The sequence below is a fragment of the Microcoleus sp. FACHB-831 genome (assembly GCF_014695585.1).
Taxonomy (GTDB): domain Bacteria; phylum Cyanobacteriota; class Cyanobacteriia; order Cyanobacteriales; family FACHB-T130; genus FACHB-831.
Map to the genome: position 1 here is coordinate 1 of NZ_JACJON010000024.1, position 17,580 is coordinate 17,580.

Consider the following 17,580-nt stretch of genomic DNA (forward strand, 5'->3'; position numbering starts at 1 on the left):
ATATTGCCTAGATGTCAAGCATGGCAGCATTTTAAGTCTTTTTTTGATATACTTATTAATCTTGTTTTCTCTTATTAACTAATAATTTGGCATAACAAGTACTGAAGAACCATTAATATTGCACGCGCTCGCGGCATACCTGCCTGTATTTATCGCCCAGGTCGTATAGTTTGGCACAGCGAAACTGGAGTTGGTAACACTAGCGATAATACATTTAGAATGCTCAAAGGCTGCATTCAAATGGGTAGTGTCCCCCAGAGGGATGGAATGGGGAATTTAATTCCGGTGGATTTTGTTAGTAAAGCGATCGCGCATTTATCCAGACAAAAAGAATCACTTGGTAAAGCTTTTCACCTAGTCAATCCCAACCCTGCTCCTTTTAAAGATATTGTGAACTGGGTGCGTTCCTTTGGCTATCCCTTGCGAGAAATTTCAGACGAACAATGGCGCGAAGAATTACGCACTATTGCTGGCAAATCTCCCGATAATCCTCTTTTTCCACTCGTACCTTTTTGGTCTAAACCTCCAGAAGTAAATACAAGTTCACCTCTCCTAAAATTTGACTGCAAAAATACCTTAGATGGGTTAGCTGATACTAATATTAATTGTCCCCCAATTAGTGTTGAACTATTGACTAAGGTTATGTCATACCTAATCAAAAAAGGAGTATTAGGCAATCCCAACTCTAACTAATAGTAGGTTTTGTAATCTTACAGATTACAAAACCTACTTGTACATATAGCAATCCTATTTGAATTGTAAGTTCATGTTACTCTTGTGTAACAGTATAAGCGTCGGATATACCTAGGAGTAATCTCTTACTAGAACAACAAGAAGAATAAAGAATAGCAATTTTAACAGGGTTCATTCACAGTACTCTAGAGGCAAGGGAACTCAAACGAGCTTTGGCTGTAAAAATGGCCCTACAGGGTGAAGACTATTCGGCAATGCAATTGCCTTAAGCCAATAGCGTTTAGACCAACGTATTCCTTGTGTGGAAACCCTTCCCACTGAGTTGGCAGCTTGGCAAAAAGAATGTAACGGTAAAACAAGTAAAGTCATTTTGCGTTTTACTACCGAAGATGCAAGGTTCAAACTTAAGCATCTTTATCCAGTTTTTGAAACTGAAGAAATCGCGAAGCCTAATGCACTAAATTAGTCTTGCCACCCCATTACAGTCAGCATAACGCACCACCTTTTTTAGATGGTGCGTTACGGCAAAGAATAATGCAAATAAAGGCTGCATTAGAGCAGGACACCGTCCTTAATCTTTTCTTACAAACACGCTTTTAGGGAATAGAGCAATCTTTCTGTGCTAGTCTCCCAAACGAGAGAAAATCTCCGATAGTCCAATTCCAATCGCCCGTGGATAGTATCCCTTGTTTGTTGTATGCCAGCATTCTGCAATGTATGAATCATCGCCGCTATCGTGATATAAATTGCGGCGATAAGCAGTAAAACCCCACCCTACATTGATCTGAAATAGATTGTAGTCGTGCCGAACACTTTCCCAAATCTGCTTCTGCACGCTAAAACCATAGCGTCCGTTGCTATAGTGTACCCACAATTGGTCAACTATGTTTAAATCTTGAGACGGGAAATGTTTGATGACTTCAGCCGTTTCTAAATCCGCATCTGACCATAGTTCTGATGCCAAGAAATTTTCCAATCGCTTTAAGTGAGGATAAGCATTTCCGTGCAATTGCTGCTTAAGAATTGGTTCAGTGCTTTCCTGCCACAGTTTAATGGTGTCGTTATCTCCAACCGCTAAAATATTGCCATCCGGGCTAAAAGTGAAATTATAAATACCGCCAGAAAGGGTAGCAATAGATTTTCCACTATGCCAGTCTATCAGCTGAAGAAGCTGCAACCCTTCGCTAACAGCAAGAATCTTGCCATCTGGGCTTAATTTAGCTCTAGTTCCCCGAGGAAAAGATTTAACTGTTTTACCCGCACCCACATCTATAATATTTATCTTTTCGTGCAAAGGATTCATACCATCATCGTATTCCTGTGCAGTAATAACGAACTGCCCATCTGGACTGAGGTCGCAAAAGTGTTCTGAATGGAAAGTTTTGGTTTGATTAGTCGTCAAGTCCCACATTCGCGTGTAGCGGACATCAACACTATAGGTTTCCACTCCTCCTGGGGTACCAACCTCCTCTTGTTGCCTTTCTTTACAACTAATGAACAAATTTTTTCCGTCATGACTGAAAGCGATCGCACCACAAGTATTATTTAAGGTTCCGCTTTCTTTACCAGTTTCCATATTCCACAAAGTGGTAGTTTTGTGAAAGATTCTGCCCTCTTGCGGCTCAGAACTGGCAATGGCTAAGTATTGTCCGTTAGGGCTGAATACAGAATTTTCTAGGTTAGTAACGTTACTACACCAATCTAAGATACAACGTTTAGCAATAGTGCTTATCAGTTCTCCAGTAAAAGTATTCCAAAGTTTAATAGTTTCTTTGTCTCGGCTAACTAAAGTTTTGCTATCAGGACTAAAACTAATGGAAAGAATTTCAGATGAGTGCGCGGTCAAACTGTGCTTCAGTTCGCCAGTTTCTACATCCCAAAGTTTGATATTTTCTTTGTCTCTGCTAACTAAAGTTTGACCATCAGGACTCAAAGCAATGAAAATAATTCCAGATGGGTGCCCGGTCAAACTGTGCTTCAGTTCGCCAGTTCCTACATTCCAAAGTTTAATAGTATTGTCGTCATAGTTGCCAGCTAAAATTTTTCTATCAACACTAAATACGATTTCTTTCAACCCGGTAAAAGTGTTTTTCAATTCGCCAGTATTGACATCCCATACATTAGCCGTCTTATCTTTAGAACTAAAACTAACTAAAGTTTTTCCATCTGAGCTAAAAGTGGGGTAACTAGCTTTATGCGCTAGGGTACGAATGCAACGTAGTTGAGATTCCATAAATTACTCTGCGCGTGTATTTGCATTATCCCTAGCTGTGACGCCAGGGAGTATTATGTCCACAATCGCGATGCACCCTCTGAAGCTTTCCTTACTCAAGTCACTCTGGCTTTCTCCCAAGAATTTATGCAGATAATTACAAAACTTCATCCTTAGCTTCACCCTCCCCATAGACCCATCCGTAAATTATCAACGCCTTGTGCTTTATGATTTTTGCGATTTATTACCTGACAGCTAGCTGTTGCCTAGTTCACGGTATAATTGGGCTTTGAGAAAGCGACTGGCTGTTTGAGTAAAAATTTTCACAAAAATGCTAAATCCTCAATTGAATGAAAGCGTTTAACTATTAAACACTTTTAATATTTAGTAAAACTGCTCTATTAATCCGTAAGCGCACTAAACCACAAACTGTCAAAATTACTTTTTTGTACTGAGTACGAGGTAGGAGAATTTTTTCGCCAGCTACCCGAACTATTTTGATTATTCCTATCAAATGTTCTACGCCTATGCGTAATGAGAACAACTCTTTGTTTTGTTGTTTTTGCGACTCTGATAATTCGCTGTTATTTGGCTTCTTATAAAAATTAGTAATAGCAGTTTCTCGTTTATATGCCTTATCTTCCATAAATTTTTGTTCTAGAGTAAGTTTATGCTGGGTTGGTCGAAATAAATTAATGTCACTTGTTTTCCCCAGTTGAACAATAGTAACATCAACAATATCTTGTTGTTAAAATAAAACACTAACATGATTTTTCATAGCGGGCTTTTTTATTGCGGGAATAATATCTGTTATGTTACTTGTATTCTATAGGTGTTCCAGTAGGCTGTTCTGAGCTATCTACTATTAACTAATATTTTGTAATAATAGTTCGCATTTTTTTGTATTTTTCTGGATTTGCTTCAAAGTCTTCCATTTGAGAAGCTGTAAAATATCTCTAAAAATTTATACACAGTAATTAAAAGCATCCAACCGCTGTAGTCTTAGAAACATCAAATAGTAATGTTAAATTTTAAAAAATTGGCTTTTTCCTCAAATATACTAAACACAGACAAACTCCTTCAGCAGGGGATATTTTCAGGTTTACGTCCACCTCTAGGAGCATTAATGCGGATTTTTGTTCTGGCAATTTCTGCCTGTTTTTGAAGGTGTCTTTTTTCAGCTAAAGCCACAAGCGCTAAAAATTGCTCATACTCGATACCAATTAATCGTTTAGCTTCGTGGGGATGCAATTCAATCCGTTGTAAATGGCTAGTCACTTCTAACTACATTAAAACTAACTGCATTCTTTATTGTTGCAGTTAGTTTATATTAAGGATAGGTCTAATGATTCGCCTAGCGAAATCCCCCACTTATATAAGAAGCGGGGGAGCTGAAAACTCTTGAAATTTTAGAAAACTCGTATTGTGGGTTGAACGGGAACAAAATCCAACGAAACAGTCGCTGCTGTTGGGTTCTGGGTGTTCAACCCCTACTACGCGGAAAGATTCGTTACTCAGCGATCGCCCGCTAAAGCCGCGTCGGCGATTTGCTTTTTGGGTTTTTCTATGACATACTTCCGTTTAAACTAATCTACACTATCCCAATCAAGATAGTGTAGATTAATAAAACTGACACAGAATGCATTTTTCATGGCAGATCTGGTCGGCTCCTTACTTGGAATGAGAACTGTATCGAGGGGAAGTAGATGTTGAAAGACGCTCAAGGACTCGAAGTTACAACCAACTCGCCCATTGCGATCGCCGCCATAGATCTTTTTGTCGATAGGTCGCTGGGTTATGGCAATGATGCTTTGGTGATTCTGGACGCGATTGCAGCAGATCCAGCCTGCGCGATCGCATATGCTCATGCAGCAGCGCACTACCTCTCGTTGGAAAGCGCAGAAGCTAAACTTCAAGCTGCGCCTTATATCCAAGCAGCTAACAAATACCTTAATCAGGTAAATGAGCGCGAGAAGCTATACGTGTGGGCAATTGACGCTTGGGCTAGTGGGGATGTTGATCGCGCGATCGCCTACCATGAGGAAATTGCCCAAAAGTATCCCCGCGACCTTGCCTCAGTTCAAAGAGGGCAATACCACTACTTCTACCTGGGAAATAAACAAGGTTTGCTAGATATTGCTCTAAAAGTTCTGCCCGCAAACCGCGAAAACCATTATCTATACGGCATGATAGCCTTCGGCTTAGAACAGTGCCACCGCTTGGAAGAAGCCGAACAATGGGGACGACAGGCAACACAAATGAACCGTTACGATCCTTGGGCGCATCATGCAGTAGCTCATGTGATGGAAACACAGGGTCGGCTTGACGAAGGGATTGCATGGATGGAAAGCCACTCTGATACTTGGAATAAGTGCAACTCACTTTTGTACACTCACAATTGGTGGCATATTGCCCTTTATTACCTGGAAAAAGAAGAGATTCCGAAAGTATTGAAGCTATATGACACCCACGTATGGGGACGCGCTTGGAAAGAGTCTTCAAAAGATCAAGTGGGTGCTATTTCGCTGCTATTGCGGTTGGAATTAAGAGGAGTAGATGTAGGCGATCGCTGGGCTGAAGTTGCTAAATACCTTACCCCACGAATTCACGAACACGCCTTGCCTTTTCAAGATTTGCATTATGTTTACGCTCTAGCACGGGCGGGTCAAAATGACCAATTAACCAAAATGCTATTGAGCATGCAAGCTTATGCCAAAAATGCCAAACCCTTTATTCAACGGACGTGGAGCGAGGTAGTATTGCCAGCCGCCAGAGGGATGGTTGCTCATGCCAAAGTAGATTGGGAGAGGGCGATCGCGCAACTTAGACCAACCTTGCCCCGCCTATATGAAATCGGTGGTAGCCACGCTCAACGCGACCTATTCGAGCAAGTTTATCTCGATGCATGGCTGCGTGCCGAACAGAATTATGAAGCACTGCACATCCTAGAAAAGCGCATTGCCTCTCGTCGTACTATTTCCTCTATCCCCAGTGGATTATCTTTGAATTACGCCAAAGTCCACTAATAAGCTGTTGTGCATCTGAAATGCCTATTAAATTAATGGCTTTGGGGACAAGGGGCAACACTTTCCCGGCAATTAGGGGCGCAATGCATTGCGCTTATCCTATTGCCAATTAAATGGGTAATAGCTTAACTATCTAAGTTAGACCCGGAGTATTTGCCCTTACCAAACAAAGTTAAAAGGCAAAAGAAAGAAAAATAAAAAATGTTCTGACGCCGAAAATTTATTAAGAGAAACAAATCTGTTTATTTGTTTCGAGACATGCAGTGCAAGAAACAAGGTGCCTTTGTTAAATCCCCGAACTTTATTGATGGGGATTCTCTTTTTACTTTTAAACTGCGATCGCAGCGCTTCTATGGTGCAGCCAGCGTCCCGTCACCAACGCCAGCTTCTAGCAGCCGCTTGGCTCCAATATTGCGGCTGAGTACCGCCAGCCCCGCTAAGTGTGCCTGCAAACCCGCCGTACTAGCGCAGCAATCAGCGATTACCATCGGTTCAATGCCGATGTCGAAGAGATCCATCGCAATTTTCAACACGCACATATCTGTGTCGATGCCAACGATTGAGATTCGCTCAATACTGCGATCGCGGACGAATTTGGTCAGTTCGTCCGGCATCCCGCAAAGTCCAGGCTTTGAGAAGACAAACTCTGGCTTGGCAAATGATTCGAGTTCGGCAACAAGATTTGTATCTGGTTCGGTGTCACAGCCGTGCCACCCAAGAAAGCGGCAATAAGGCCCGCTAGGGCTGTTTATAAACCGAGTGAACAGGATAGGCTCATAATCGTTGCGCTGGATGAGGCGAACCACACGCTCCGGGATATGATGCGTAAATTCGTTGATAAACCCCGATTGCACATCGACAATGAGTAATGGCTCGGACATGCTTGCTACTAAACGTTAATTTTCTTCCTGCACTCTACCTCAGCGATCGCAGCGCTGTCCTGCCCAAAAGGACGTATGCTCAAAGGTAGTCACTTCAGCAGCAGCGCGATCTCTGCTAGTAATTCTGCACCAGAAAACGGTTTGCGTAGATAACCGTTTGCTCCCAGTTTTTGCCCTTGGTCAAAATTTGCTTGAGGTGTCTGAGCAGTAACAAAAACGAAGGGAATTTTTGCAGTAATAGGATCGTTACGCAACTCTTTGAGAACATCGTAACCATTAATTCCAGGCATCCTCACATCACACAAAACCAGATCGGGCACAACTTCTCTTGCCAAGCCCACCCCAACGCTGCCATTTTCGGCACCAATAGCATTAAACCCATTGATATTTAAAAGATGAAGAATACTTTCACGGAGAAGTTCTTCATCTTCTATCACCAATATGTTCCTCATTCAGCTACATCTGTGCCAATGCCCAAAGATTTTTTGGTGCGTTTCAACTGTTTCCACAGAGCTTTAATCTGCTTGTAAGACTCTTCAGCAGACAGCTTGCCACCAGTCTCTAAATTGGTTATATAACCAACTTTTTGAGCAAATTCTTGGAGGTTCGCATTGAATACTAGGTTCTCTGGCTTGACGTGACCATAGTAGCGACTGCGGGGGTAGAGTAAGCTATTTTTGTCTACACCTTCGGGCTGTGGCATAACTCCTCCATTTAGCTAACCTTTAATTAAAGCTATCTTAACCCAGTCTTAATCTCTATGCCTATGTCTTCAGTCACAAATTAACGTTGATTTAGATCTGGTCAACCGATCTACAAACATAGGGAGATAAAATATCATGCTTGGAGGTTGCAGCAAGCGTGAATTTAACGCGGTATATATGCTTTACAAGACTTAGCGCAGCCCCTCTTAGTTTCCCAACAAAAGTAGAATTTTTTCATCAGGGATAAAGTAGCATCCCTTGGAATTAGACCGAGATATGTAGCCATCGATACAATATTTTGTTTCTGGCCAGGAAGGCTGGGCAAAAGAGCTAAGATTGTAACGCTTCACTAAGCAGAACGCGACCGGATAATCCAGTTATTTCCCCAAGGTTTACTAACTTAGAAAGGGAAAACTCAAAAACAATACAAGATGCACCTTGTTTTGTATTGGGTGCTGGCGGTTAAATGGTGCAAAATTAGCGATTCATCAAAAAAAGTAAGCAGAAAAAAAATAGTTTTTACAGTATAAAGCTCCCATTCAATTTTCTGGCTTTAAGCGATCGCTATTTTTTCTTTTGCCTTATTTTTGATAACCGCTACTTTTACCCCTTAGTCAATCGCGATGGAATAAACCCAGTCGCGATAATTCGTTTCTCTATTTTCTACGATCGCCGTCAGTTTTTCTCTGAGTTTTTCAGCAATTGGTCTATTTTTGGGCAATTCGTAGTTTTCAATTCTCTGCACTGGCACAATTTTTGCAGCCGTACCGCTCAAGAAAACTTCGTCAGCAATCAAAAGCTCAGACCTATCAACAGGACGCTCTATAGTTTTAATACCAAAGTCCCTAGCAATTGTCAGAATACTATCTCTAGTAATTCCTTCTAAAATATCCTGCTCGAATCCGGGGGTAACAATTTGCCCATTTTTCACTACAAATATATTCATCCCGGAAGCTTCACTGATTTTACCCTGAGAATTCATTAAAATGGCTTCATCAAAGCCAGATTCTACGGCTTCAGTTTTAGCCAAAGAAGAAGTAATATAAGCCCCGCTAATCTTCCCTCGTAGCGGCAAACTCCGATCTTCTTGTCGATACCAAGAGCTAATTCTACAGCTGACTCCCTCTGGAGACAAATAATCTCCTAATTCCAACCCATATACAAAAAAGTCTTTTTCTATGTCGTGGACTCTAGGTGCAATACCTAAACCTGATGTGTAAATAAAAGGCCGGATGTAAAAAGACGCAGTTGGCCTATTTTTTCTTACAAAATCAACTATAACTTCTTCAATTTTTTTGGCTGGCAAGTCGTATTGTAAAAGCTTTGCACTGTCGCTTAATCTTTGGCAATGACGGTCTAATCTAAACAGCAAAATTTTCTTAGAATCTTCAGGATCGGGTATACCGCGCAATCCCCCAAAGGCTCCGGTTCCATAGTGTAAGGCATGAGTGGCAATGGAAATTTTAGCATCAGCAAAAGGTACAAATTCGTTTTGGAAGTAGGCAAATTGTAAAAAGTTATACATGGGTAAAGAGAACGATGAATGCGAGATGCAGTTAAACTCAGTAGGGCAGATAACTGCCCTGCTGAGTTTAACATTACCGCTTCTCAATTTCATAATCGACGATTTCGAGCGCGATCGCTCCAAAAAAATTACCATCCTCGTGGGTGTAAGCTGTCGGGGGAAAAACTCTGGCTGGTCTAAGCTTTACCGATGCTGTCGTAACCTGCTTGCACTGCATCATACATACTGGCGATCGCATCATACTCTTCCGACTGCATGGCAACGTAACCCTGTATGTGCGATCGCTTCATTGCATCTTGCAGTTCTGCATCTGGTTGCAATAGCGCCGACTGGATTTCCTTAATAAATTTCCACCCAAGCCGCTTCGCCGCAACGACGGGAGGCATCGGACATGGCCCGATGGACTCAACAACTCGTAAATTATTTGATAATTTAGGAAAATCGCGCAATTCTTGCTCTAGCACAGTACTATCGATAGCGGAACAGTCTGCTAGTCCTTCAACAACCCATCTAATCGAACGTTGATGCGAACCAGATTGAATTACCTTGCCAAAAAAGTTACTGGGGTGTCCAGCTTTTAATAGGCGATCGCGCAACAGGTTGTAGCCGCTGTTCGAGCCTGGATCGTTGTAGCACAACGTTTTACCTGCCAGATCCTCAAAGCTTTTGAGGCTGCTGTCAGCTTTGACAATAATATCCGAGAAGTAAACCGGGCGATCGCCATAGCGCAGGTTTTGGCATACTGGCGCAACTATCGCCTCTAGTTGATTGGGGACGACTCGGTGATGGCGGATGAACGGCAACCCACAGATAAAAGCAACGTCCAGGCGATCTTCCAGCATCGCCGGATCTTCAAGCGGATCGTACTCGCTTTGCACTATATGCACTTCTACATCAAAAACTCGCCCTAGATATGCCCCAACTGCCTTGTAAAACCAGAACATATTGGGAGCCAGGTAGGAGACTAACCTAAGTTTGTCCGGTCGGCTCATAGAAATTCTTTAGTTATAATCTACAGTTAGTCTATCGGGATACAGTATTTACTGGTAAAATTCCCTCATACTTAAGGTTAATATCGATGATCTCCTCCACGCTTATAGCTCCTGGCTCTGCTCAACTCAAGCGACGTAGATTTACGCGCCGCTCTCTACTACCGTTAGGACGGGATTATCTCTGGCAAATCGAAACAGGTATAGTTCGCACCTTAACCTTCAGCGAAGACGGCACGCCCATTACTCTTGGGTTGTGGGGGCCTGGGGATATTGCTGGTAGAGTGCTATCGAAAGCGGATCATTATCAAATTGAATGTCTCACGTCTGTAGAGGCAACTATGCTACCCGCTGAGAGATGGAACCAAGCTAGCGAGGCTATGATCCTGCATATTCAGCGCTTTCAAGAATTCTTGGAGATTTTGCATTGCAGATCGGTTGATGCTTCGCTTTGGCGACTGCTAACTTGGTTGGCAAACAGGTTTGGTCGTGAAACAGAGCAAGGGCAACTAATCGAGTTGCGGTTGACTCATCAAGAAATTTCCGAACTAATTGGTGCTACGAGAGTAACGGTTACGCGGCTGCTCAAAGAATTTGAGCAGCGGGGGATTATCCAGCGCCAACCTCACCACTTTATTGTTCTGCACGAGCAACAGCCTTTCTGGCACTATGAAATTTAATAATATTCAAGTGCTGTAAAGAGGTTGAGGGGTGAGCAATACAGAAATTAAAGGGCGGCTGAATCCGTCGCGGGTGCGAGATCACCTAGCAAATGAGCGCACCTATTTAGCATGGATGCGTACCGCGATCGCCCTGATGGGCTTTGGCGTTGTTATCGTGCGCCTCCGCGCCTTCCGTCCGCCTATTCTCCCCCATCCCGGCAATGGCTGGAAATTGGGTTTACTTTTCTCCCTAGTTGGTTTAGCAACTGTTTTACTATCCACTCAGCACTACTTCGCCGTCCGTCGTGACATTGATGAGGATACTTATGAACCCGCAGATCGATGGGTTATCCTTTTTAGCCTCGCCATTACCATCTTGGGAGCTGGGGTTATCTATTTCGTCTTCACAGCCCCCCTCAACCCCTTAAGTCCCGTTGTTCCTGAGTAAGTAAACAACTTCTGGCAACGGTTATGTTTATAAATGGCCGTTGCCGATACCTTACCTCAAACGCATAATTTTTTATAATTCTTTAATTTATTAGATAAATAAATGCTGTATTTTTAGCACGAACAACTTATAATATCCGGTTGATCTATCAAAATTAAGTATTTTAAATTTGGTAATTTCTCATTAATACGCGCCTGAATTATTTTATGGGTAAAAGCTAGAGGAGTAGAACATGGCTATCCTGCAACTAGAAGACGGTACGATTTACACTAATCTCGCTGAAATTACCCGCGAACTTGCTCATCTCAATATCCAGTTGAAACGCTGTCCTGTAAGAAAAAACCTGGAGCTGCCTGGATTGTTAGAACAGGACATTCTCAACATCGTTGAGAAAGAGCAGGTATTGGCTGCTGTTAGCAATCACTTTAGGGAAGTCAAGCGCAGCGCTGGCTATATGTGGCGCGACTTGCTCGTGTTGCACCCTGGTTCGTTTAGTCTTTATGCACTAATAACCCACTTCGATCGCTGCCACATCCATACAGATGACGAAGCGCTTTACATCCTTGCTGGGGAGTGCATCTTCGGATTTGTGCGTCCTGATGGTAGCCAAGTAGAACTAATCGTGCAACCAGAGGAGTATATTAATGTTCCAGGCGGTACGGAGCATTGGTTTAGTCTGACAGCTTCGTTTAATATCAAAGCGGTAAGATATTTCACTACCGCAGGCGGCTGGACGCCGCACTATACCAACACCGAAATTAGTTTCCGGCAATCTGTTGCGAAAAGATCTAAGGGCGATCGCGAGTTGGGCTTATAAGGCAATATTTCCCAAAGCTTTTGGATTCTCTGTAACAACGAAATACCAAGAAAACAAGTTACTGCTGCTCTACATCTTCGGTAGATTCAGTATCTTTACCCTTTGTTTTCGTCGGCTTGTAGTCATCAAGACGAACCAAGGGAGACTTCTTGAGCTTCTTCACTCCGCTGAGAACTACTAACGAAAACAGCGTTCCAATAAGACACATTAGCCATAGCCCGCAGCCTGCTGCTGCTCCCAATCCAGCAGCCAGCCAAATAGTTGCTGCGCTAGTTAGCCCTTTTACCTCTGTTTTACCAAGGTCGTGACGAGATTGTTGCAGAATCATTCCTGCTCCCAAAAAGCCTACTCCTGTGGCAACACCTTGAATGGTTCGACTCAGAGCATTAGTAGAGTAAAAGGTACTCTCACCATCAACCTGCAAGGGAATCATCACAAACGCGGCAGCGCCTAAGCTCACAATCATAAAAGTTCTGACACCCGCTGGTCTACCAGGCTGTTCGCGGTTCATGCCAATCGCACCGCCAACTAGCAGCGCGGTAGTTAGCCTGAAGGTTATACTCTGCCAATCGCTGGAGCTGAAAAAGATGGAACTCATTGTCTGGAATCCCGGAAGAACTAGAACACCCATCTCTCAGTGTGCCAACGTGCTGATTGGATTTTGCCCCACTCAAGTTGTTTGTGACTAGCTAGGCGATACTTTTATAGATCTCAAGCTAACTACGGAAACTCGCTCGGCTTACTGAAGATTTACATTAAGTCTAGGTTAAGAGAGGATTAAATTCAACAATAAACTTATTAAGTAGCGATCGCCATTTTGTCTGGGTGGTAGATGCGATCGCGCCGAGAAATTCTTCCCTAGCTGAAGTTTTAATATCCTGAAACCCAACAAATGCTTATCCTTAAGCGAACAGTATTGCGTCTAAGTTGCCACAAAAAAGCCGCTTAGACCAAAATTTCGATCTAAGCGGCTTTTGCCTAACACTTGAATTTAGTTAACATAGGCAGCTTCTAGCACTTCTGGATCTCGGAACAAAGGCGTACTTAGGTAACGTTCGCCATAACTTGGTTGCACCATTACAATCAAACGCCCTGCATTCTCTACTCGTCTGGCAACTCGAATCGCCGCTGCTAAAGCCGCGCCGGAAGAAATACCTGAGAGCAAGCCCTCTTCGCGGGCTAGACGGCGACCATAATACATCGACTCGTCATCGCTGATGGTAACAACTTCATCAATTAGGTCTGTTCGCAGCACTTCTGGGATAAATCCAGCGCCAATTCCTTGAATTTTATGCGCTCCTGGTTTACCTCCAGAGATAACTGGACTGCTGACTGGTTCAACAGCGATCGCCTGAAAACTAGGCTTGCGCTGTTTAATTACCTCAGCTACCCCGGTAAGCGTGCCACCAGTACCAATCCCAGCCACTAGAATATCTACCTCGCCGTCGGTATCAGCCCAAATTTCTTCGGCTGTTGTCTCGCGGTGAACTTGGGGGTTGGCTGGGTTGCGGAACTGTTGCGGCATATAAGCATTGGGAGTCGTGGCGGTAATTTCTTCCGCACGCGCGATCGCCCCCCTCATCCCTGCAACTCCAGGTGTCAGTTCTAGTCGGGCACCATAGGCTTTAAGCATAGCCTGCCGTTCTTCGCTCATCGTCTCTGGCATCGTCAAAATCAAGGGGTAGCCTTTAGCCGCCGCCACCATCGCCAAGGCAATGCCAGTGTTGCCAGAAGTGGGTTCGACCAGAATAGTTTTTCCCGGCTGAATTAAACCAGCCTCCTCTGCTGCCTCAATCATTTTCACGCCGATGCGGTCTTTTACAGAAGACGCTGGGTTCATACCCTCTAGCTTGACAACTATTCGAGCCAAACATCCTTCCGATTGAGGAATACGATTTAACTGAACCAGAGGTGTATGGCCAACCAGTTCAGTGATATTGCGAGCAATCCGCATATTTCCACCTTTTCAACGCTAAATGTGGTACATGGTATTTAACTGTTGGCCCTCATCCCGTTTTTCGCACAAATCCTGTAAGGTGTAGCGCTGGAAGACTGCCTCTGCTGCCATAGTAGCTTCCCGCCAAACTTGCTGAATGACAAAATCCTCCATTGTTTGGGATGCAGCCTGACCTTCTGGTTCTGGGTTCTTAATCCCTTCCAGACAAGCCAAAATCTCCATCAGGGAAATTTGCCTCGGTTCGCGAGCCAGCAAATAACCGCCTTTAGCGCCTCGCTGACTGCGGACAATGCCACAACGCCGTAGCATCATCAACAGTTGCGCTAGATAACGGTCTGGTATTTGCCGATCGGCAGCAATTTGGTCAATTTGCAGGAAGTCTCCCTGCTCGTAGTGGCTGGCTATTTTTAAAAGAGCCAACAAAGCGTACTTCACCTTTGAGGACAGTTCCATCATCTAACGGCCAACGTAGCACTCTACTATACTACGGTTATCCGATAGATTTTTTGTATTTTAAAATGATTTCTTTTGTTTAAGCTAGTGAATTACTATACTACGGTATTCCTACCGATTTGTAGTAATTTATGTTTTCGTCGGGGCAAGAGGTGGTGAATGTGGGATTTAACATATGAATCCCAGCTGAGAAATTGAGATAATCTCACAACGCTTGGAGGTAGAAGCTACTGCACTTCACGCAAGGGGGAGAAAGAACTTATCGTTTTTTAGTTGTGCGATCGCTGGTAAAAAATTATGCCCCCATACCAAGGCTTCTTCCCTCTATAGCAATCCAAGCCAGCCTAGATTTTTGCTTTCTTATATAAGATGAGTTACTCGTGAAAACTTGTTAGCGGTCAGTTTTTTCTGGTTAAGCACACTTGCGACTGAAGCTCAAATGAGTTATCGCCAAGATAAAAGGCTTATGAAAACTGTCAGGCTAGGCTGTGTCCACTCGCTTTTATATAAAATTCCAGAGAAATATCCGAAATTTCATTGAGACTTGGTGTAGCAGTTGAATGTAAGGAAGCAAGTATTCTCCGCAATACTTAAAGAAAAATTTTATAAAAGAGCGTGCATCTACTGCTGAAAAATTGCGTAAAATTACGAATTTAATCGTTAATTGCAATACGAAGAACCAGGAAAACCAATGATTTCCCAACAAGAAATGCTGAATGATTTCGTAAAAAACGTTGCTACTTCGGCTCCAGCAAAAGTGATTCAAGGAACTGAGGAAACAGTGGATGAGGTTATCTTTGAATCTGATGTTGATGGCATACGTTATTATGTTGTGCGCTGCCGACCAAAGATGGATAATAAGGTTAGCCTTAGCGCCCGCGAACAAGCGATCGCTAACCTAATCGCTCAAGGGCTTCCTAATAAGCAAATCGGTATAATATTAAATATTAGTCCTTGGACGGTCGCCACGCATCTGCGGCGGATTTTTACTAAGCTGGGCGTTACATCAAGAGCAGCAATGGTTGCAAGACTAAAAGAAGAAAATGTTTTATAGTAGGACAAATTTAGTCTACTAAAAACTAAGGCGATCGCTGGTAGTAATTAAAAATCTACGGATGCGATCGCGCAACATATTCTAAGTTTTAAAGCCTTTTAACAGAAAGGTACACCACTATGTTTTGGAAACAGCGACGCTCAAATTTAACGACTACTTGTATCGTGTTAGTTTTGGCTTTGTTGATGTTTTGCTTGCCAATATTGGCGAAAACACCCCCACCTGCTCCCTCGCCTACTCCCTCCCCTATTAAGTTACCTACTCCACCACCGACAGGCAATAGCGGTCGCAGAGCGTCCGCAGGTACGCGAGGAGAGTGCCAAAGTGACAAACCTTTAACTGCATTGGTTCAAGAAACTTCATTCAGCTTAACTACTGCTGAATATCCGACACTATTTGTTTATATTCCTCAAACTGACGCAAAGTCGGCAGAGTTTGTCTTAGCTGATGAAAACAAAGGGGATATATACCAGGGAAAGTTCAATATTGCTAGCAAATCTGGTGTTTTTAGCCTTAGCCTTCCTGTTGGTTCAATCTTACCAGCGCTAGAAGTTGGCAAGAAGTATCAATGGAGTTTTTCATTAATATGCGATGTCGAGGATCGAGCAAGAGATGTGAATATAAACGGTTCAATTCAAAGAGTTAACTTAAGCGCCGATCTTGTTCCTAAACTAGAGAATGCATCCATGGGCGATCGCATAAATATTTATTTAAAAGAAGGCATTTGGCACGACGCTCTTATAACTTTAGCCTCTTTACGCCGCGAGAATCCCAATGATTCATCGCTAGCTAAAGAATGGGCAAATATGTTGCAGCAAGTTGACTTGGAGGATATTGCTGAAGAACCTATAAATTAACGTTAAGCTTTCTCAATCAAAACAGTGGTTGCTGTTGACTGCCTATTTTTCTCAGAAAGGGGGTTAGGTTTTTTAGTGCGGCGATCGCCATCTACAAAGTGAATATTGCAAATAGTAACCCTGCTACCATGTCTCCTAAAGGACGGGTGGCTCAGTATTTTTATTTAAATTTTTAATTAGCCGTATAGATCGCGCCTGTGGATTGCGGCTATATCTGCGTAAATACACTAAATTTGTCTGCCGCCATACCTGCTAAGGGGTTTTGGCTTAAGCGGCTACGTGTTTATGCTGAACTTTGGCGTAGGTGATATTTATCATATTCGCCTGAAATAAAATTAGTAACAACAATTACATATTAAGCAATCAACTTTCTAAGGATATAGAAAATGTTCGCCTTAACAAAAATACGCTCGTTCGCACGCTGGGTAGCTACTGCTACCTTTACCGTATGTCTCGCTAGCACCGGGGGACAGGTGGCTAATGCCGGAACGCTGCACAACGGCTGGAATTACGCCATCGACTCATTTACAGATGGATTTACTGGCAACCAAGTCGGAGGCGGTGTATTTGAATTTTATGGGATGGCTATCCAAGAAAAGAGCGATCGCATAGTTGTGGCTCTTAATGCCAATCTGCCGATTACAGGCTTTGCCAATAGCCAAGCGGCTAACGGTAGCGTCGGCTGGGGCGATTTGTTCTTCAATTTTTCAGGGCAAAATTTTAAGACGGCTAGCGCTAATGGAAGTTTATTTGCTGTCCGTTTTGCCGAGACCAATGACTCTGGTGCAGCAACTACAGGTGTATATAAAAATGTCACTGCTAAAAGTGTCAGTTTGACCAACAGTGGATTTGTAAACTTAGCCCAGTATGACAACTATGTTGCAGCCGGAGGTGGAACATCCTCAATGGCCGATTTAGCTGCAACTGACCCTTACTTTGAACGCGAAGGCTACGCGACTGTTCTGAATGAAATAGATTCTGGGACTAAGGTTGGCGATATCAGTTTCCTAAATTCAGCCAGCTTGAATACATTGGGGCTAAATTTCAATAAGTTTGGCGCGAGTGGTTCTGAAACTTTTGGATTCAGCTTTGCCAAATCTTCTTTGCCTGGTGATAGTTATATTGCCAATATTTTTGCCGAATGCGCTAACGACGGCATAGCAATTATTAGCCAAGCGGAATCAGTTCCAGAACCTGCTTCGGCATTGGGAATATTGGCATTTGGTGCTTTTGGTGGGATTTCCCGACTATTGCGTAAAAAAGTTAATACTTAGCAGGAGGGTGGGCAGTGCCCACCCTTCT

20 protein-coding genes are annotated in these 17,580 nt (G+C 43.2%); 8 read left to right on the forward strand and 12 right to left on the reverse strand.

All coding sequences use genetic code 11. The features are described from left to right. Positions 1-117: 117 nt before the first annotated feature. Positions 118-693: an SDR family oxidoreductase gene (locus H6F77_RS03285; protein ID WP_309228793.1), complete on the forward strand. Its 576-nt coding sequence runs from the start codon at positions 118-120 to the stop codon at positions 691-693. Between the two features lie 622 nt (positions 694-1,315). Here the strand turns inward: H6F77_RS03285 and H6F77_RS03290 are convergent. From H6F77_RS03290 to H6F77_RS03300, 3 genes are all read right to left on the reverse strand, one after another. Next, complete coding sequence (locus tag H6F77_RS03290; protein WP_190485319.1) at positions 1,316-2,926, reverse strand: GUN4 domain-containing protein; 1,611 nt, start codon at positions 2,924-2,926, stop codon at positions 1,316-1,318. 346 nt (positions 2,927-3,272) lie between these two features. After that, a complete protein-coding gene (locus H6F77_RS03295) occupies positions 3,273-3,644 on the reverse strand; it encodes a transposase family protein (RefSeq protein WP_190485393.1) in 372 nt (123 codons plus the stop codon). A 341-nt stretch (positions 3,645-3,985) separates the two neighbouring features. Further along, positions 3,986-4,183 (reverse strand): hypothetical protein, encoded by a 198-nt coding sequence (locus H6F77_RS03300; RefSeq protein WP_190485321.1) that lies wholly within the window; start codon positions 4,181-4,183, stop codon positions 3,986-3,988. Between the two features lie 428 nt (positions 4,184-4,611). Here H6F77_RS03300 and H6F77_RS03305 point away from each other — a divergent pair, with 428 nt between their 5' ends. Next, positions 4,612-5,931 carry a tetratricopeptide repeat protein gene (locus H6F77_RS03305; protein ID WP_190485323.1) on the forward strand — a complete coding sequence of 440 codons (1,320 nt, stop codon included), beginning with the start codon at positions 4,612-4,614 and terminating at the stop codon, positions 5,929-5,931. Between the two features lie 350 nt (positions 5,932-6,281). Here H6F77_RS03305 and H6F77_RS03310 read toward each other — a convergent pair whose 3' ends face one another. The 6 genes from H6F77_RS03310 to H6F77_RS03335 all read right to left on the reverse strand — a co-directional run bounded on the left by H6F77_RS03310 (position 6,282) and on the right by H6F77_RS03335 (position 10,033). Continuing rightward, complete coding sequence (locus tag H6F77_RS03310; RefSeq protein ID WP_190485325.1) at positions 6,282-6,812, reverse strand: cysteine hydrolase family protein; 531 nt, start codon at positions 6,810-6,812, stop codon at positions 6,282-6,284. 89 nt (positions 6,813-6,901) lie between these two features. Beyond that, positions 6,902-7,264, reverse strand: a complete 363-nt coding sequence (locus H6F77_RS03315) for a response regulator (protein WP_190485327.1) — start codon at positions 7,262-7,264, stop codon at positions 6,902-6,904. Next, positions 7,261-7,515, reverse strand: coding sequence for a DUF7219 family protein (locus H6F77_RS03320; RefSeq protein WP_190485329.1), 255 nt, complete (start codon positions 7,513-7,515; stop codon positions 7,261-7,263). Before H6F77_RS03320 ends, H6F77_RS03315 begins: the two co-directional genes overlap by 4 nt. A 611-nt stretch (positions 7,516-8,126) precedes the next feature. Beyond that, the gene (locus tag H6F77_RS03325; RefSeq protein ID WP_190485331.1) at positions 8,127-9,041 is read right to left on the reverse strand and encodes a branched-chain amino acid transaminase; all 915 of its coding nucleotides are present in this window, start codon (positions 9,039-9,041) and stop codon (positions 8,127-8,129) included. A gap of 73 nt (positions 9,042-9,114) precedes the next feature. Continuing rightward, on the reverse strand, positions 9,115-9,261 hold the full coding sequence (locus tag H6F77_RS27535; RefSeq protein WP_206753441.1) for a hypothetical protein: 147 nt from the start codon (positions 9,259-9,261) through the stop codon (positions 9,115-9,117). Further along, a complete protein-coding gene (locus tag H6F77_RS03335; protein WP_190485335.1) occupies positions 9,218-10,033 on the reverse strand; it encodes a phosphate/phosphite/phosphonate ABC transporter substrate-binding protein in 816 nt (271 codons plus the stop codon). Before H6F77_RS03335 ends, H6F77_RS27535 begins: the two co-directional genes overlap by 44 nt. An 86-nt stretch (positions 10,034-10,119) precedes the next feature. On the opposite strand from H6F77_RS03335, the gene H6F77_RS03340 reads away from it, so the two are divergent. From H6F77_RS03340 to H6F77_RS03350, 3 genes are all read left to right on the forward strand, one after another. Next, positions 10,120-10,710 carry a Crp/Fnr family transcriptional regulator gene (locus H6F77_RS03340; RefSeq protein ID WP_190485337.1) on the forward strand — a complete coding sequence of 197 codons (591 nt, stop codon included), beginning with the start codon at positions 10,120-10,122 and terminating at the stop codon, positions 10,708-10,710. 31 nt (positions 10,711-10,741) lie between these two features. Further along, entirely contained in the window at positions 10,742-11,140 is a 399-nt protein-coding gene (locus H6F77_RS03345; RefSeq protein ID WP_190485340.1) for a YidH family protein, read from the forward strand. A 232-nt stretch (positions 11,141-11,372) separates the two neighbouring features. Further along, positions 11,373-11,957, forward strand: a complete 585-nt coding sequence (locus H6F77_RS03350) for a 1,2-dihydroxy-3-keto-5-methylthiopentene dioxygenase (RefSeq protein ID WP_190485342.1) — start codon at positions 11,373-11,375, stop codon at positions 11,955-11,957. A 58-nt stretch (positions 11,958-12,015) separates the two neighbouring features. Here H6F77_RS03350 and H6F77_RS03355 read toward each other — a convergent pair whose 3' ends face one another. From H6F77_RS03355 to H6F77_RS03365, 3 genes are all read right to left on the reverse strand, one after another. Next, entirely contained in the window at positions 12,016-12,555 is a 540-nt protein-coding gene (locus H6F77_RS03355) for an MgtC/SapB family protein (protein WP_199321159.1), read from the reverse strand. Between the two features lie 393 nt (positions 12,556-12,948). Further along, positions 12,949-13,911, reverse strand: a complete 963-nt coding sequence (gene cysK / locus H6F77_RS03360; protein ID WP_190485344.1) for a cysteine synthase A — start codon at positions 13,909-13,911, stop codon at positions 12,949-12,951. Positions 13,912-13,929: 18 nt separating this feature from the next. Then, the gene (locus H6F77_RS03365) at positions 13,930-14,370 is read right to left on the reverse strand and encodes an RrF2 family transcriptional regulator (RefSeq protein ID WP_206753440.1); all 441 of its coding nucleotides are present in this window, start codon (positions 14,368-14,370) and stop codon (positions 13,930-13,932) included. 688 nt (positions 14,371-15,058) lie between these two features. Between H6F77_RS03365 and H6F77_RS03370 the strand changes: the two genes are divergently transcribed. From H6F77_RS03370 to H6F77_RS03380, 3 genes are all read left to right on the forward strand, one after another. After that, complete coding sequence (locus tag H6F77_RS03370) at positions 15,059-15,421, forward strand: helix-turn-helix domain-containing protein (RefSeq protein WP_190485346.1); 363 nt, start codon at positions 15,059-15,061, stop codon at positions 15,419-15,421. A gap of 119 nt (positions 15,422-15,540) precedes the next feature. Beyond that, positions 15,541-16,278 carry a DUF928 domain-containing protein gene (locus H6F77_RS03375; RefSeq protein ID WP_190485348.1) on the forward strand — a complete coding sequence of 246 codons (738 nt, stop codon included), beginning with the start codon at positions 15,541-15,543 and terminating at the stop codon, positions 16,276-16,278. 386 nt (positions 16,279-16,664) lie between these two features. Continuing rightward, entirely contained in the window at positions 16,665-17,552 is an 888-nt protein-coding gene (locus H6F77_RS03380) for an XDD3 family exosortase-dependent surface protein (RefSeq protein ID WP_190485350.1), read from the forward strand. The last annotated feature ends 28 nt before the right edge of the window (positions 17,553-17,580 follow it).

Excerpts from the sequence above, each read along its gene's own strand:
- H6F77_RS03290 (WP_190485319.1), bottom strand. The coding sequence starts at position 2,926 with ATGGAATCTCAACTACGTTGCATTCGTACCCTAGCGCATAAAGCTAGT.
- H6F77_RS03305 (WP_190485323.1), top strand. The coding sequence starts at position 4,612 with ATGTTGAAAGACGCTCAAGGACTCGAAGTTACAACCAACTCGCCCATT.
- H6F77_RS03310 (WP_190485325.1), bottom strand. The coding sequence starts at position 6,812 with ATGTCCGAGCCATTACTCATTGTCGATGTGCAATCGGGGTTTATCAAC.
- H6F77_RS03315 (WP_190485327.1), bottom strand. The coding sequence starts at position 7,264 with ATGAGGAACATATTGGTGATAGAAGATGAAGAACTTCTCCGTGAAAGT.
- H6F77_RS03320 (WP_190485329.1), bottom strand. The coding sequence starts at position 7,515 with ATGCCACAGCCCGAAGGTGTAGACAAAAATAGCTTACTCTACCCCCGC.
- H6F77_RS03325 (WP_190485331.1), bottom strand. The coding sequence starts at position 9,041 with ATGTATAACTTTTTACAATTTGCCTACTTCCAAAACGAATTTGTACCT.
- H6F77_RS27535 (WP_206753441.1), bottom strand. The coding sequence starts at position 9,261 with ATGATGCAGTGCAAGCAGGTTACGACAGCATCGGTAAAGCTTAGACCA.
- H6F77_RS03335 (WP_190485335.1), bottom strand. The coding sequence starts at position 10,033 with ATGAGCCGACCGGACAAACTTAGGTTAGTCTCCTACCTGGCTCCCAAT.
- H6F77_RS03340 (WP_190485337.1), top strand. The coding sequence starts at position 10,120 with ATGATCTCCTCCACGCTTATAGCTCCTGGCTCTGCTCAACTCAAGCGA.
- H6F77_RS03350 (WP_190485342.1), top strand. The coding sequence starts at position 11,373 with ATGGCTATCCTGCAACTAGAAGACGGTACGATTTACACTAATCTCGCT.
- H6F77_RS03355 (WP_199321159.1), bottom strand. The coding sequence starts at position 12,555 with ATGAGTTCCATCTTTTTCAGCTCCAGCGATTGGCAGAGTATAACCTTC.
- cysK (WP_190485344.1), bottom strand. The coding sequence starts at position 13,911 with ATGCGGATTGCTCGCAATATCACTGAACTGGTTGGCCATACACCTCTG.
- H6F77_RS03365 (WP_206753440.1), bottom strand. The coding sequence starts at position 14,370 with ATGATGGAACTGTCCTCAAAGGTGAAGTACGCTTTGTTGGCTCTTTTA.
- H6F77_RS03370 (WP_190485346.1), top strand. The coding sequence starts at position 15,059 with ATGATTTCCCAACAAGAAATGCTGAATGATTTCGTAAAAAACGTTGCT.
- H6F77_RS03375 (WP_190485348.1), top strand. The coding sequence starts at position 15,541 with ATGTTTTGGAAACAGCGACGCTCAAATTTAACGACTACTTGTATCGTG.
- H6F77_RS03380 (WP_190485350.1), top strand. The coding sequence starts at position 16,665 with ATGTTCGCCTTAACAAAAATACGCTCGTTCGCACGCTGGGTAGCTACT.